The sequence below is a fragment of the Pseudomonas sp. MHK4 genome, assembly GCF_054600775.1.
In genome coordinates this window covers 94,520-106,736 of record NZ_BAAIAK010000016.1, presented here as the reverse complement: position 1 = coordinate 106,736, position 12,217 = coordinate 94,520, and the positions used below count along the sequence as shown (strand labels likewise).

The following is a 12,217-nucleotide window of genomic DNA, read 5'->3' as shown; positions in this document are numbered from 1 at the left end:
GTGTCGTCAGCGCCTATTTTTTCGGGCGCGACGCATAGGCTGATACCGGGTACGTGTCCAACGCCTCTCATTTATTCCGAAGCGAACCGTGCGCCATCAGCTCTTCCTTGTGAGCTGTCTTAACGTGAGTTAATCAAAATGTTGAAAATCGTCCACCTGCTGATAGGCGCAGCGGCCTTGCTGCTGTCCTTCATCCCTAGCCTGCGATCCGAGGCTTTACCGTACCTGCAACAACCCGAGGCGCTGTACCTGGCCTTTTTCGGCCTCCTCAACCTGACACTTGCCCCGGTTATCCCTTACTGGAACAAAGGCCCGCGCCATCAACTGCAGAACCTCGTCAGCATCCTGCTGGTGCTGGCTGTCGCCCTGCAAACCGTGACCCTGATCGCGGAGATGCCGGTCATTGCCGGCCAGCCTGCCGTGCTGTTCAGCCTGGTTGCAGCCTTTATCGCTGTTGCCCTGCATCTGGCCATAAGCTTCTACAAATCGTCCCCGGCCGCCGCTTCACCAAGCTATGACATGAGCAACCGCGATACCGGGACCGTCAAGTGGTTCAACACCTCCAAAGGCTTCGGCTTTATTTCCCGCGACTCCGGCGACGATATTTTCGTGCACTTCCGGGCCATTCGCGGTGAAGGCCATCGCGTTCTGGTCGAAGGCCAGCGCGTCGAGTTCTCCGTCATGAATCGTGACAAAGGCCTGCAAGCCGAAGACGTCATCGCCGCTTTGCCGCGACGCTGATCAAAGGCAAAAAAAAACCGCGAACATGTTCGCGGTTTTTTATTGCCTGCATTCTTAATGAAGGAGCCGCGGCGCTTAATAATGAGGCGGCGGCGCATCTTCTTCGAAAGACTCGAACTGGCCGACCATTTCCTCCTGCCGTTTGAGCAGCGCGGCCATTTGCAGCTGCAGGCGCTCGACCACCCGCTGCTGCGCCACCAGGACATCATTCAATGCCTGGATGGTGTCATCCTGAAACGCCAGTCGGCTTTCAAGGTCGGTTACACGCTCTTCGAGGCTCATGGTTCAATCCTCCACAAACGTGAAATCATCGGTCAACACCAGGCGCAGCCGTTCGCGAATCGCCGCGACCTGCTCTGCACCGTAGGGCCTGGCCGGATGCTTGCCCCAGATCGGAGACGGCCAGGCCGCGTCATCACGCTTGCGCACGATCACATGCATGTGCAACTGGCTGACCACGTTGCCCAGGGCTGCGACATTGAGCTTATCCGCATCGAACGAGTCCTTGAGCAACTCTGACAACGCGGTCGTTTCCTGCCACAGTTGCTGCTGATCGGCGACACTCAACTGAAATATCTCGCTGATATCGTCCCTGCGTGGCACCAGGATGAACCAGGGGTAGCTCGAATCATTGGACAACAGCAACCGACAGAGCGGGAAATCACCGATCGGTAGTGTGTCTTGTTGAAGTCGTGGATCTAAAGCGAACACTGCGTTTACTCCCGCCAGGTCATCATTTTTCAGCTTAGCGCCCTTCCAGAGAGATCGTACGCCAGGCCACCGGACGGCAGCATACCCTGCTGGCTTCACGGCGAACCACTGCCTGTGCCACTCGAGGTTGTATAAAGGGCTCTAGCCCGCCCCGAGATGAGACATTTTCTGCGAAAACGCACCAACACCGAACTCGCTTGCGGGTAAAAAACGCCGAAATGACCAGAGAACCAAGGACTGCTCACGCCACGCAAAAGGCCCGACTGTTTGAATTCAGCACAGTCATAAAAATTTTTTGCACCAAAACCGCACAGTGCGTCTACGCTGAGTGCTTCGCATATCCGCCAATTACTCACTGGCGGGGTGAACCGGTAACGCTTTTGCATGTCACGCGACCTAACAGGAGGCTGAGACACGATGCCGAGCATGGCGTCAAGCCCGAAGTAAAGAAGCATGAACCCCCCGGTTTCATGAGGTTTTTACCGCATCAGGCAGCCAGTCAGAAAAAAACATCGGTGGAGTTCTGATTTGTGCACGCTTGTTGCATTGTTACCCACATCGTCTATAAGGCACCGCGGGAAGCGGGCAGCCTTAAGACCCAAAAAAACAGTGGCAGGGTAGCCCGATGGAGATTCAAACGTTTCACCAGGGACTCTTTTTATCGATGCGCCAACCCAGAAAAACAGCATTGAAGTTGTCAGTTCGGTTGCATCGGGGCTGTAAATTTGCGACATCTGGCTAGCCGTTTACGACAGGGTCGTAAAGAAGCTGAAAGGTTAGATGCGCAAGTATCGCCAACATTGTCGGCGTGATATAAGTTTGCGCCGACACAAAAAGAAAGAGCCGCCCAGATAATAAAACAGGTGGAGCGGCAGTACTCTTCTAAAAACCAAAGGAGCAAATCACGATGCGCGTGATGAAGTGGAGCATGATCGCACTGGCTGTTGCAGCAGGCACCTCGCAGTTCGCAATGGCGTCTTCCCAGGACGAGTCCAAGGGTTTTCTCGAAGATTCGAGCCTGAAACTCAAAACCCGTTTTGAGTACATGAACCGCGACTTCAAGAACGGTGCAGGCAACAGTACTTCCGGTACTGCCGGCTATCGTCAGGATTCCGGTCTGAGCCAATTGCTCACCTACGAGTCGGGCTTCACTCAAGGTCTGTTTGGTTTCGGCGCCGACGCCATGGCAATGGGCTCGGTAAAACTGGACGGCGGTTCGGGCCACCGTGGTAACGGCCTGTTCGCCAACGACAGCGATGGCAACCCGGAAAAATCCCAAGGCAAGGTAGGCGGTGCAGTGAAAATGCGCCTGTCCGACACCGTTCTGAAATACGGTCAGCAATTCGTTGCCAGCCCTGTATTCGCAACCGACGACAGCCGTCTGCTGCCAGAAGTCGCTACCGGTACCCTGCTGACTTCCAAGGAAATCAAAGGCCTGGAACTGAGCGCTGGTCGCTTCACCGCGCTGAGCAAGCAAACCGGTATGGCCCGTGACAGCATCGGCGGCATTGAAAATGATGATGGTCTTCACGCCAAAGGCCTGAGCGGCGGCATCAACATCTTCGGCGCCAGCTACGCCTTCACCGACAACTTCACCGGCGCCCTGGCTGCATCGGATGCCGAAGAGTACTTCAAGAAGTACTACGTCAACCTGAACTGGACCCTGCCGATCAACGACGAACAGTCGCTGAACTTCGACCTCAACGGTTACAAGACCAAAGGCGACAAGCGCGGCGACACCGTTGACGCGATTGGCGACGGCACCCTGGGTGTGGACAACAACCTGTGGTCCCTGGCAGCTGCCTACAGCCTGGGCGCTCACAAGTTTACCCTGGCCTACCAGCAGTCGAGCGGCGACAACGCTTACTACTACGGCATTGACGGCGGCAGCGCCATCTTCGTATCCAACTCCATTCAGATCTCCGACTTCGTGGGCCGCGAGGAGAAATCCTACCAAGCTCGCTACGACCTGAACATGGCGACCTACGGCGTACCTGGCCTGAGCTTCATGACCCGTTACGTAATGGGTGACAACATCAAGACCAACGGTCTGGGTGAAGGTAAGGAAAACGAGTGGAACCTGGAGTCCAAGTACGTAGTACAGGAAGGTCCGGCAAAAGACCTGTCGTTCCGTGCACGTTTCGCCAACTACCGTTCGAACGGTGCGTACAGCGGCTACTCGTCTGACAACTACGACACCCGTCTGATCATCGAGTACCCGCTGAGCATCCTGTAATCAGGGTGTAAAACCGGAACTCTGTAGATCAAAAACCGCCCACCTCTTCAGGTGGGCGGTTTTTTTATGCCTGCCACATAACAAACACTGCGGCAAGCAACTTGCGCGCATAACGTTAATACTTTTTTCAATGAACTGATCAATAGTCACAAAAAAACCCAAGAGACTATTAGCCTCTTGGGTTTTTTGCAGTAACAAACAGGCTTACTGTACTGATGCTTCCTGAACCACGCGAACTACACGCTGAGGAAATGGAATGTCAATACCCGCCGTTTTCAATCGGTCACGGGACTGTTCGTTAAACATGAACATCACGTCCCAGTAATCCGCTGTTTTCACCCAGACACGCAGGGAAACAGTGATCGAACTGTCGCCCAGGGTCGAAATGACTGCCTGCGGCGCCGGATCGGCCAACACCCGCGGATCCTTGGCCAGCTCCAGCAACACTTCACGGGCCTTTTGCAGGTCCGCTTCGTAATCAACGCCCACATCGAACACCACCTTGCGAGTCGGTTGACGATTGGTGTTGGTAATGATGCCGTTCGACAGGTTGCCGTTAGGCACGATGATGGTCTTGTTATCGCCGGTGCGCAGTACGGTGTGGAAGATCTGGATGCTGTCGACGGTGCCGGCAACCCCCTGGGCTTCGATCCAGTCACCGATACGGAACGGACGGAACAGCAGAATCAGCACGCCGCCGGCGAAGTTCGCCAGGCTGCCCTGCAACGCCAAGCCGATGGCCAGGCCCGCCGCACCGATGGCCGCCACGAACGACGTGGTTTCCACACCGATCATCGACGCCACGCTGACGACCAGGAGGATCTTGAGAATGATGTTCGCCAGGCTGCTGATAAATCCTTGCAGCGCAAGGTCGGCGTTACGCAGGGCGATCAGGCCACCAAGTTTTTGCGTAACCTTGTTGATCAACCACCAGCCGATAGCCAGGGTGATCACCGCCAACAGTACACGGCTGCCGTATTCCATGATCATCGGGATCCAGGACTGGGACACCCTGACCAGGTTGTCTACTTCAGCATTCAAATCCATCTTGGTTCTCCTGATTTGCGGCTACGCGGCACACGAAAAATAAAGCGGCAGAAAGACCGAACCCTATCCGGATCAATCGTTTCTGCCGCTGCTTGGGCCTCGGACGCCGAAAACGCCGAGAGGTTCCCGACCAAAGTCAGTCGCGGAAGTTGTTGAACTGCAGCGGCATGCCGAATTCCTTGGCTCGCAGCACTGCAATGGCTTCCTGCAGGTCGTCACGCTTCTTGCCGGTGATGCGCACTTGCTCGCCCTGGATGGCCGCCTGGACCTTGAGCTTGGCGTCCTTGACGTGAGCGACGATTTTCTTCGCCAACTCTTTGTCGATGCCTTCCTTGAGGACAGCGTCCTGCTTCATCAGCTTGCCCGAGGCGAATGCATCCTTGACCTCAAGGCACTGCACATCGATCTTGCGCTTGACCAGGGCCAGCTTGAGGATCTCAATCATCGCTTCGAGCTGGAAATCCGCCTCAGCGGTCAGATTGACGGTCAGGTCCTTTTCCTTGAACTCGAAGCTGCCTTTGCCTTTCAGGTCATAACGACGATCGAGTTCCTTGACGGCGTTCTCGACCGCGTTGGTGACTTCGTGTTTGTCCAGTTCGGATACCACGTCGAACGACGGCATGTAATCTCTCCAATAAATAGGGCACGCTCAATCAAGAGGGAGCACGCCTGGCTTGCGGTTAAAATCCGCGCTGATTATAACGGGTCTTTCCCATCATTCACTGCGAGCCTCCCATGCGCGCCTCAAACAGAGCAAAAAGCTGATGTCCACCACCTGGCATGTTCTCGGCGCAGGGAGCCTCGGCACCTTGTGGGCCGCCCGCCTGGCGCGGGCCGCCGTACCGGTGCGGCTGATCCTGCGTGACGCGGCTCGGTTGCAGGCGTACGAAGCGGCAGGCGGCTTGACCCTGGTCGAACAGGGCCAGGCACAGTGTTATGCGGTGAGCGCCGAAACGGCCGACAGCCTCACCCCTATCAATCGCCTGCTGGTTGCCTGCAAGGCCTACGACGCGGAACAGGCGGTGGCACAACTGGCACCGCGCCTGGCGCCCGGCGCCGAGCTGATCCTGTTGCAGAATGGCCTGGGCAGCCAGGATGCCGTGGCGGCGCAAGTACCGCAGGCGCGTTGCATTTACGCGTCCAGCACCGAAGGTGCCTTTCGCGACGGTGACTGGCGTGTGGTCTTCGCCGGGCACGGGTTCACCTGGCTGGGCGATGCCGGCCATCCTGTCGCTCCGATCTGGCTGGACGACCTCGACGCCGCCGGCATTCCCCATGAGTGGAGCACCGAAATCCTCACCCGCTTGTGGCGCAAACTGGCACTCAACTGCGCGATCAATCCGTTGACGGTGCTGCACGATTGCCGCAATGGCGGGTTGCAGGAGCATCACTGTGAGGTTGCCACCTTGTGCGGCGAACTGATTGAGTTGCTCGAGCGTTGCGGCCAGCCGGCAGCCGCCGAAAACCTGCAGCAGGAGGTTGAACGGGTGATTCACGCGACCGCCGCCAACTACTCCTCGATGTACCAGGACGTCAGCAATGGGCGACGCACCGAAATCAGCTACCTGCTGGGTCATGCCTGTAAAGTCGCCGCACGGCATCAACTGAACCTGCCGCACCTCAATCAGCTCGAGGCGAGGCTGATCGCACGCCTGCACAGCCTTGGATTGCCCAGCGACTGAGCAGCGGCTACGCTGGCCCCTTGTTCCTTTGCAGCGATAAACCTGATGCCATTGCGCCAGCGTCTTGAAAACCTCCCTGTCGGCCAGAAACTTCTGGCCGCCCTGTTGGTGCTGTTGACCACTGTCCTGCTTGTCGCCAACCTGACCTTTATCAGCGCCGCGTACTACATCTCCCAGGAAAGCATGGCGCCCCAGGCCCTGCAGACCATTGGCCGGCTGGTCTCCAACCCGAGCCTGGTGTCCGAAGCCTTGCAGTCGCCGCAAAGCGCGCAACGCCTGCTCGATGAGCTCGACAGTTACTCGCCGCTGCGGGCCGCGGCCCTGTATGACGGCAAGGGCGAGCGCCTGGCGCAGTTGCAGCATGGCGATCATCTGAGCCTGCCCAAACGTTTCCGGCACATCGAATCCTGGCAGGTCACCGAATTTCGCAGCAACCAGGTCATCACCCTGCCCCGCCCCGGCACCGCACCCGGTCACCTGCTGCTGGTGGCCAGCAGCGAGCTGCCCATGGCGTTCTATACCGGCACCCTCACCGCCAGCCTGGGCATCCTGATTTTCAGCGTGCTGCTGTGGCTGATCATCGCGCGGCAGATCAAACGCCTGATTACCCAGCCGATTCATCAGCTTGAGGAGTTGTCACGGCAAGTGACTCGGGAAGAGAACTACGCCCTGCGCGCCTCGCGGGGCAACCACGATGAAATCGGCAGCCTGGCCGAAGCGTTCAACACCATGCTCTCGCGGATCGAGGCGCGGGAGCAGCAACTCAAGCGCGCCCGTGATGACTCCCAGGCCGCGTATGACCAGGCCCAGGGCCTGGCCGAAGAAACCCGCCACACCAATCGCAAACTGGAGCTGGAAGTCCAGGTGCGGAGCAAGATCGAGAAAAAACTCACGGGGTTCCAGAATTATCTCAACAGCATCATCGACTCCATGCCTTCGGCGCTGATCGCCCTCGACGAACAGCTCTACGTGACGCAGTGGAACCAGGAAGCCAGCGCCCTTTCCGGTACGCGCCTGGATGAAGCCTTGAACCAGCCGATCTTCCTCGCCTTCGAACCGCTCAAGCCCTTTCTGCCGCAGCTCAAGCAGACCGTCGAGCAGCACACGGTGGCGAAGATCGAGCGCGTGACCTGGGTCAAGGACGATGAACCGCGCCACTACGCCCTGACCTTTTATCCACTGATGGGCGGCGCCGGGCGAGGCGTGGTGATCCGCATCGACGACATCACCCAGCGCCTGTCCCTGGAAGAAATGATGGTGCAGTCGGAGAAAATGCTTTCCGTCGGCGGACTCGCCGCCGGCATGGCCCACGAAATCAACAACCCGCTCGGCGCAATCCTGCACAACGTGCAGAATATCCGCCGTCGCCTGTCCCCCGAACTGCCGAAGAACCTGGAGCAGGCCGAGCAGGTCGGCATCGAGCTGTCGACCGTCAACCAATACCTGCAGGCGCGGGAAGTGCCGCAGCTGCTCGACGGCATCCAGCAGGCGGGCGCCCGGGCGGCGAAGATCGTCACGCACATGCTCAGTTTCAGTCGCCGCAGCACCCGACAAATGGCCCCATGCGATCTGCCGGCGCTGATCGATCAGGCCGTGGAAATCGCCGGAAACGACTTCGACCTGGCGATTGGCTTCGACTTCAAGGGCCAGGCGATCATTCGCCAGTTCGACCCGGCGCTGGGGCCGGTACCCGGCACCGCCAACGAGCTGGAACAGGTGTTGCTCAACCTGCTGAAAAACGCCGCACAGGCCATTCATTTGCGTGAAGACGACCGGGAACCCGGCCGCATCATCCTGCGCACCCGGCTCAATCCACCCTGGGCGGAAATCCAGGTCGAGGACAACGGCATCGGTATGAGCGAAAGCGTGCGCAAGCGCACCTTCGAACCGTTTTTCACCACCAAGGAAATCGGTCAGGGCACCGGCCTTGGCCTGTCGGTCTCGTACTTCATCATCACCAACAATCACAAGGGCCAGATGGAGGTGCAATCGACCTTGGGCCAAGGCACCTGCTTTACCCTGCGCCTGCCATTGGTGAGCACCCCGCTCGTCTCTCAAGAACTCAACCTGCTATCGAGGTAACCATGGGCTTTCGCCTGTCGAAAATTTACACGCGCACCGGCGACAAAGGCGAAACCGGCCTGGGCGACGGTCGCCGCGTCCCCAAGGACCACCCACGGATCGAGGCCATTGGCGAGGTGGATACGTTGAACAGTCAGGTCGGTGTATTACTGGCTGGACTGGCGGCAGACAGTGCCCGGTATCCGGGGTTGCAGGAAGTGATCGAGGTCTTGGCGCCTTGTCAGCACAGGTTGTTTGACCTGGGCGGTGAGCTGGCGATGCCGGAGTATCAGGCATTGAATGCCGTGGAAATCGAGCGCCTGGAGGCGGCGATTGATGTGTGGAATGAGGAGTTGGGGCCGCTGGAGAATTTCATCTTGCCCGGCGGTTCGATGCTGATTGCTCAAGCCCATGTCTGTCGGAGCCTGGCGCGCAGTGCCGAGCGTCGCTGTCAGCATTTGAATGCGATTGAGCCGTTGGCCGGGGTTGGATTGGCGTATATCAATCGGTTGTCGGATTTGTTGTTTGTGGTGGCGCGGGTGATTGCCCGGCGTCAGCGGGTTGCGGAGATTCTTTGGCAGCCTGCGGCGAAACCTGAAGTTTAGTCGGCGCTTGTGAGGCCCTCATCGCCAGCAGGCTAGCTCCCACAGTGGATTTGTGGTGCACACAAAACCTGTGGGAGCCAGCCTGCTGGCGATGAGGCCAACTGCATCACTGGAAAATCAGGCCTCAGGCCAGAACGCCCGAATCCCCGCCACACCCTGGGCACCGGCAGCCCATGCCTTCTGAACTTGCGCAGGGCCAACACCACCCAGCAGAAACACCGGCTTGCTGAATCCCTCGATCAAGCTCGTAGCCTGTTCCCAACCCAGCGGCTGCGCCCCTGGATGCGTCAGGGTCGGCTGCACCGGCGACAAGGTCACGAAGTCCACGCCCATCTCTTCGGCCAACGCCAATTCCTCGGCGTTATGGCAGGACGCCGCCAACCAGCGCGATGCCGGCAGCGGCCGACCAGCGGCGGCATACTTGCGCAACTGCGCCGACGTGATGTGCCATCCAGCGGAAGGAAAATCCCCCAGCCACTCGAACGGCCCCTTGATCATCAGCTGCGCCTTACCGGCACACAGCCCTGCCGCATCTACGGCCAGATCGCGGTATTTCGGATCATAACCGTTGGGTGCACGCAGCTGGATCAGCTTGATGCCGCCGGCGATGGCTTTCTGAATACCCCGCAGCAGGGCTGGGGTTTCCAGGTCATCAGGCGTGATCAGGTATTGCTCGGGCAAACGTGCAGCCGCGACGATTGGCCGGTTGGCCTCGGGGAACTCGTAACCCGACAGTTCACGCGCCGACACCCAGGCCAATGGCTGGCCCTCGGCGCCGTGCGGCTCGCCGGTGAATGCCGAGACTTCCCAGACATCCAGCAACACCTGTTTGTCCGGGTAATCATGGCAGACCTTGATCAGCGGGCGAGCCGCGCCGACCACGATGCCCAGCTCTTCGTGCAGCTCACGGGCCAGGGCGCTTTCGACCGACTCGTCGGCCTCGACCTTGCCACCGGGAAACTCCCACAGGCCGCCCTGGTGTTGCGTGTCGGCACGGCGGGCGATGAGGATCTTGCCACTGTCATCACGGATGACGGCGGCCGCTACGTGTACTCGTTTCACCGCTCGATTTCCTCCAGTCCGGCCTTCTGCCAGGCCTTGAAGGCTGGCCATTGGTAGATGGATTGAACGTAGGCTTCGTCAGCCTCCGGCAGCGTCACCTGATAAGTGCGCAGGCGCACGGCAATCGGGGCGAAGAATGCATCGGCCAGGGTTGCCCGGCCAAACAGGTACGGACCACTTTCGGTTGCGGCGGCGCGGCACTCGGCCCACAGGGCGGACATGCGCTCGATGTCAGCCTGGACATCGGCCGGTGTCGGTGTCAGCGGGGCATCATGGCTCAGGTCGAACGGCATGTTGCCGCGCATGGCGAAGAAGCCGCTGTGCATCTGCGCACACGCCGAACGCGCCTGGGCGCGAGCGCCAACGTCCTTGGGCCAGAGCCCAGCGTCCGGAAACTGTTCCGCCAGGTATTCGGCAATCGCCAGGGAGTCGGCGACGGTGCCGTGTTCGGTCTTCAACAGTGGGACTTTGCCGGTCGGCGAGTGTTTAAGCAGGCGTTCGCGAGTGTCCGGCTGGTTCAGCTTGATCAGCTCTTCGGTGTAGGGGGCGCCGGCCAGTTCAAGGGCCAAGGCACCGCGCAGGGACCAGGAGGAAAGCAGTTTGTCGCCGATGATCAGGTGCAGGCTCATGTTAAAGCGTCCTTAAGCATAAAGAGAGACCTGTAGGAGCTGCGGTGCGGCGATCCGACTTGCCAGCGACAACGGTAGCAGCCTCAACACATGTTTCGCGGCAGAGGACGCCTTCGCCGGCAAGCCGGCTCCTACAGTTTATGCAGCGTTACGTACGGTACTCGGCATTGATTTTCACGTATTCGTGGGACAGGTCGGTGGTCCAGATGGTTTCGCTGCAATCGCCGCGACCCAGTTCGATACGGATGGTGATCTCCGCCTGTTGCATCACCGCCGCACCCTGGGCTTCGGTGTAGGTTGCAGCGCGGGCGCCACGGCTGGCAATGCACACTTCACCGAGGAACACATCGATCTTGCTCACGTCCAGGTTCGGCACGCCGGCACGACCAACAGCCGCGAGGATGCGACCCCAGTTCGGGTCGGAAGCGAACAGTGCGGTCTTGATCAATGGCGAGTGGGCCACGGTGTAGCCGACGTCCAGGCACTCCTGGTGATTGCCGCCGCCATTGACTTCAACGGTAACGAATTTGGTCGCGCCTTCGCCATCGCGAACGATCGCCTGGGCCACTTCCATGCACACTTCGAACACCGCTTGCTTGAGCTTGGCGAACAACTCGCCTTCGGCACGGGTGATTTCTGGCAGTGCCGCCTGACCGGTAGCGATCAGCATGCAGCAGTCGTTGGTCGAGGTGTCGCCGTCGATGGTGATGCGGTTGAACGACTTGTTGGCACCGTCCAGCATCAGGTTCTGCAACACATCGCGGGCGACCTTGGCGTCGGTGGCAATGTAGCCGAGCATGGTCGCCATGTTCGGACGGATCATACCCGCGCCCTTGCTGATGCCGGTGACGGTGATGGTCACGCCGTCATGCTGGAACTGACGGCTGGCGCCCTTTGGCAGGGTGTCGGTGGTCATGATGCCGGTGGCGGCAGCTTCCCAGTTGTTCTCCGACAGATCGTCGAGAGCGGCTTGCAGTGCGCCTTCGATTTTTTCGACCGGCAGTGGCTCGCCGATCACCCCGGTGGAATACGGCAGTACCAGGCTGGCATCGACACCGGTCAACTCGGCCAGTTTGGCGCAAGTACGCTCAGCCGCGGCCAGGCCAGGCTCACCGGTACCCGCGTTGGCATTGCCGGTATTGGTCAACAGGTAGCGTACCGGGCCTTGCACGCGCTGCTTGGCCAGGATCACCGGGGCTGCGCAAAAAGCGTTCAAGGTGAACACGCCCGCCACCGTGGAGCCTTCGGCACAACGCATGACCACAACATCCTTGCGCCCCGGGCGCTTGATACCGGCCGAGGCGATACCGAGTTCAAAACCGGCAACCGGGTGCAACGTTGGCAAAGGACCAAGACCAACAGCCATGAATGCGCTCCTTTATAGATGATGTCTGCACCGCTTCAGCAAAAGCGGGGGGTTGAAATGGCAAAACGCCGCGACGG

General features: G+C 59.3%; 12 protein-coding genes. 5 read left to right on the top strand and 7 right to left on the bottom strand.

Going from position 1 to position 12,217, the window contains the following annotated elements:
* Positions 1-138: 138 nt before the first annotated feature.
* Positions 139-741, top strand: a complete 603-nt coding sequence (locus tag ACYP2Q_RS28205; RefSeq protein ID WP_459733475.1) for a cold-shock protein — start codon at positions 139-141, stop codon at positions 739-741.
* 75 nt (positions 742-816) lie between these two features.
* On the opposite strand, the gene ACYP2Q_RS28200 is transcribed toward ACYP2Q_RS28205, so the two are convergent.
* Both ACYP2Q_RS28200 and ACYP2Q_RS28195 read right to left on the bottom strand, forming a co-directional pair.
* On the bottom strand, positions 817-1,023 hold the full coding sequence (locus ACYP2Q_RS28200; protein ID WP_053155314.1) for a SlyX family protein: 207 nt from the start codon (positions 1,021-1,023) through the stop codon (positions 817-819).
* A 3-nt stretch (positions 1,024-1,026) separates the two neighbouring features.
* Complete coding sequence (locus tag ACYP2Q_RS28195; protein WP_459733474.1) at positions 1,027-1,452, bottom strand: HIT domain-containing protein; 426 nt, start codon at positions 1,450-1,452, stop codon at positions 1,027-1,029.
* Between the two features lie 907 nt (positions 1,453-2,359).
* Between ACYP2Q_RS28195 and ACYP2Q_RS28190 the strand changes: the two genes are divergently transcribed.
* Positions 2,360-3,688 (top strand): OprD family porin, encoded by a 1,329-nt coding sequence (locus tag ACYP2Q_RS28190; protein ID WP_459733473.1) that lies wholly within the window; start codon positions 2,360-2,362, stop codon positions 3,686-3,688.
* A 204-nt stretch (positions 3,689-3,892) separates the two neighbouring features.
* Here ACYP2Q_RS28190 and ACYP2Q_RS28185 read toward each other — a convergent pair whose 3' ends face one another.
* Together ACYP2Q_RS28185 and ACYP2Q_RS28180 are read right to left on the bottom strand one after the other, a co-directional pair.
* Complete coding sequence (locus ACYP2Q_RS28185) at positions 3,893-4,735, bottom strand: mechanosensitive ion channel family protein (RefSeq protein WP_459733472.1); 843 nt, start codon at positions 4,733-4,735, stop codon at positions 3,893-3,895.
* 136 nt (positions 4,736-4,871) lie between these two features.
* Positions 4,872-5,357 (bottom strand): YajQ family cyclic di-GMP-binding protein, encoded by a 486-nt coding sequence (locus ACYP2Q_RS28180; RefSeq protein WP_007990750.1) that lies wholly within the window; start codon positions 5,355-5,357, stop codon positions 4,872-4,874.
* 142 nt (positions 5,358-5,499) lie between these two features.
* On the opposite strand from ACYP2Q_RS28180, the gene ACYP2Q_RS28175 reads away from it, so the two are divergent.
* The 3 genes from ACYP2Q_RS28175 to ACYP2Q_RS28165 are packed head-to-tail and all read left to right on the top strand — an operon-like array spanning position 5,500 to position 9,083.
* Positions 5,500-6,417 carry a putative 2-dehydropantoate 2-reductase gene (locus tag ACYP2Q_RS28175; protein ID WP_459733471.1) on the top strand — a complete coding sequence of 306 codons (918 nt, stop codon included), beginning with the start codon at positions 5,500-5,502 and terminating at the stop codon, positions 6,415-6,417.
* Between the two features lie 45 nt (positions 6,418-6,462).
* Positions 6,463-8,499, top strand: coding sequence for a sensor histidine kinase (locus ACYP2Q_RS28170; protein ID WP_459733470.1), 2,037 nt, complete (start codon positions 6,463-6,465; stop codon positions 8,497-8,499).
* A gap of 2 nt (positions 8,500-8,501) precedes the next feature.
* A complete protein-coding gene (locus ACYP2Q_RS28165) occupies positions 8,502-9,083 on the top strand; it encodes a cob(I)yrinic acid a,c-diamide adenosyltransferase (RefSeq protein ID WP_459733469.1) in 582 nt (193 codons plus the stop codon).
* Positions 9,084-9,200: 117 nt separating this feature from the next.
* Here the strand turns inward: ACYP2Q_RS28165 and ACYP2Q_RS28160 are convergent, their stop codons facing one another.
* The 3 genes from ACYP2Q_RS28160 to argJ all read right to left on the bottom strand — a co-directional run bounded on the left by ACYP2Q_RS28160 (position 9,201) and on the right by argJ (position 12,140).
* Entirely contained in the window at positions 9,201-10,145 is a 945-nt protein-coding gene (locus ACYP2Q_RS28160) for a Nudix family hydrolase (RefSeq protein ID WP_459733468.1), read from the bottom strand.
* A complete protein-coding gene (locus ACYP2Q_RS28155) occupies positions 10,142-10,774 on the bottom strand; it encodes a glutathione S-transferase family protein (RefSeq protein WP_459733467.1) in 633 nt (210 codons plus the stop codon). Before ACYP2Q_RS28155 ends, ACYP2Q_RS28160 begins: the two co-directional genes overlap by 4 nt.
* A 148-nt stretch (positions 10,775-10,922) precedes the next feature.
* A complete protein-coding gene (gene argJ / locus ACYP2Q_RS28150; RefSeq protein ID WP_459733466.1) occupies positions 10,923-12,140 on the bottom strand; it encodes a bifunctional glutamate N-acetyltransferase/amino-acid acetyltransferase ArgJ in 1,218 nt (405 codons plus the stop codon).
* Positions 12,141-12,217 lie beyond the last annotated feature (77 nt).

Bases quoted from the DNA above. Each gene is read 5' to 3' on its own strand.
- ACYP2Q_RS28170 (WP_459733470.1), top strand. From the start codon at position 6,463: ATGCCATTGCGCCAGCGTCTTGAAAACCTCCCTGTCGGCCAGAAACTT.
- ACYP2Q_RS28190 (WP_459733473.1), top strand. From the start codon at position 2,360: ATGCGCGTGATGAAGTGGAGCATGATCGCACTGGCTGTTGCAGCAGGC.
- ACYP2Q_RS28200 (WP_053155314.1), bottom strand. From the start codon at position 1,023: ATGAGCCTCGAAGAGCGTGTAACCGACCTTGAAAGCCGACTGGCGTTT.
- ACYP2Q_RS28165 (WP_459733469.1), top strand. From the start codon at position 8,502: ATGGGCTTTCGCCTGTCGAAAATTTACACGCGCACCGGCGACAAAGGC.
- ACYP2Q_RS28175 (WP_459733471.1), top strand. From the start codon at position 5,500: ATGTCCACCACCTGGCATGTTCTCGGCGCAGGGAGCCTCGGCACCTTG.
- argJ (WP_459733466.1), bottom strand. From the start codon at position 12,140: ATGGCTGTTGGTCTTGGTCCTTTGCCAACGTTGCACCCGGTTGCCGGT.
- ACYP2Q_RS28205 (WP_459733475.1), top strand. From the start codon at position 139: ATGTTGAAAATCGTCCACCTGCTGATAGGCGCAGCGGCCTTGCTGCTG.
- ACYP2Q_RS28185 (WP_459733472.1), bottom strand. From the start codon at position 4,735: ATGGATTTGAATGCTGAAGTAGACAACCTGGTCAGGGTGTCCCAGTCC.
- ACYP2Q_RS28155 (WP_459733467.1), bottom strand. From the start codon at position 10,774: ATGAGCCTGCACCTGATCATCGGCGACAAACTGCTTTCCTCCTGGTCC.
- ACYP2Q_RS28180 (WP_007990750.1), bottom strand. From the start codon at position 5,357: ATGCCGTCGTTCGACGTGGTATCCGAACTGGACAAACACGAAGTCACC.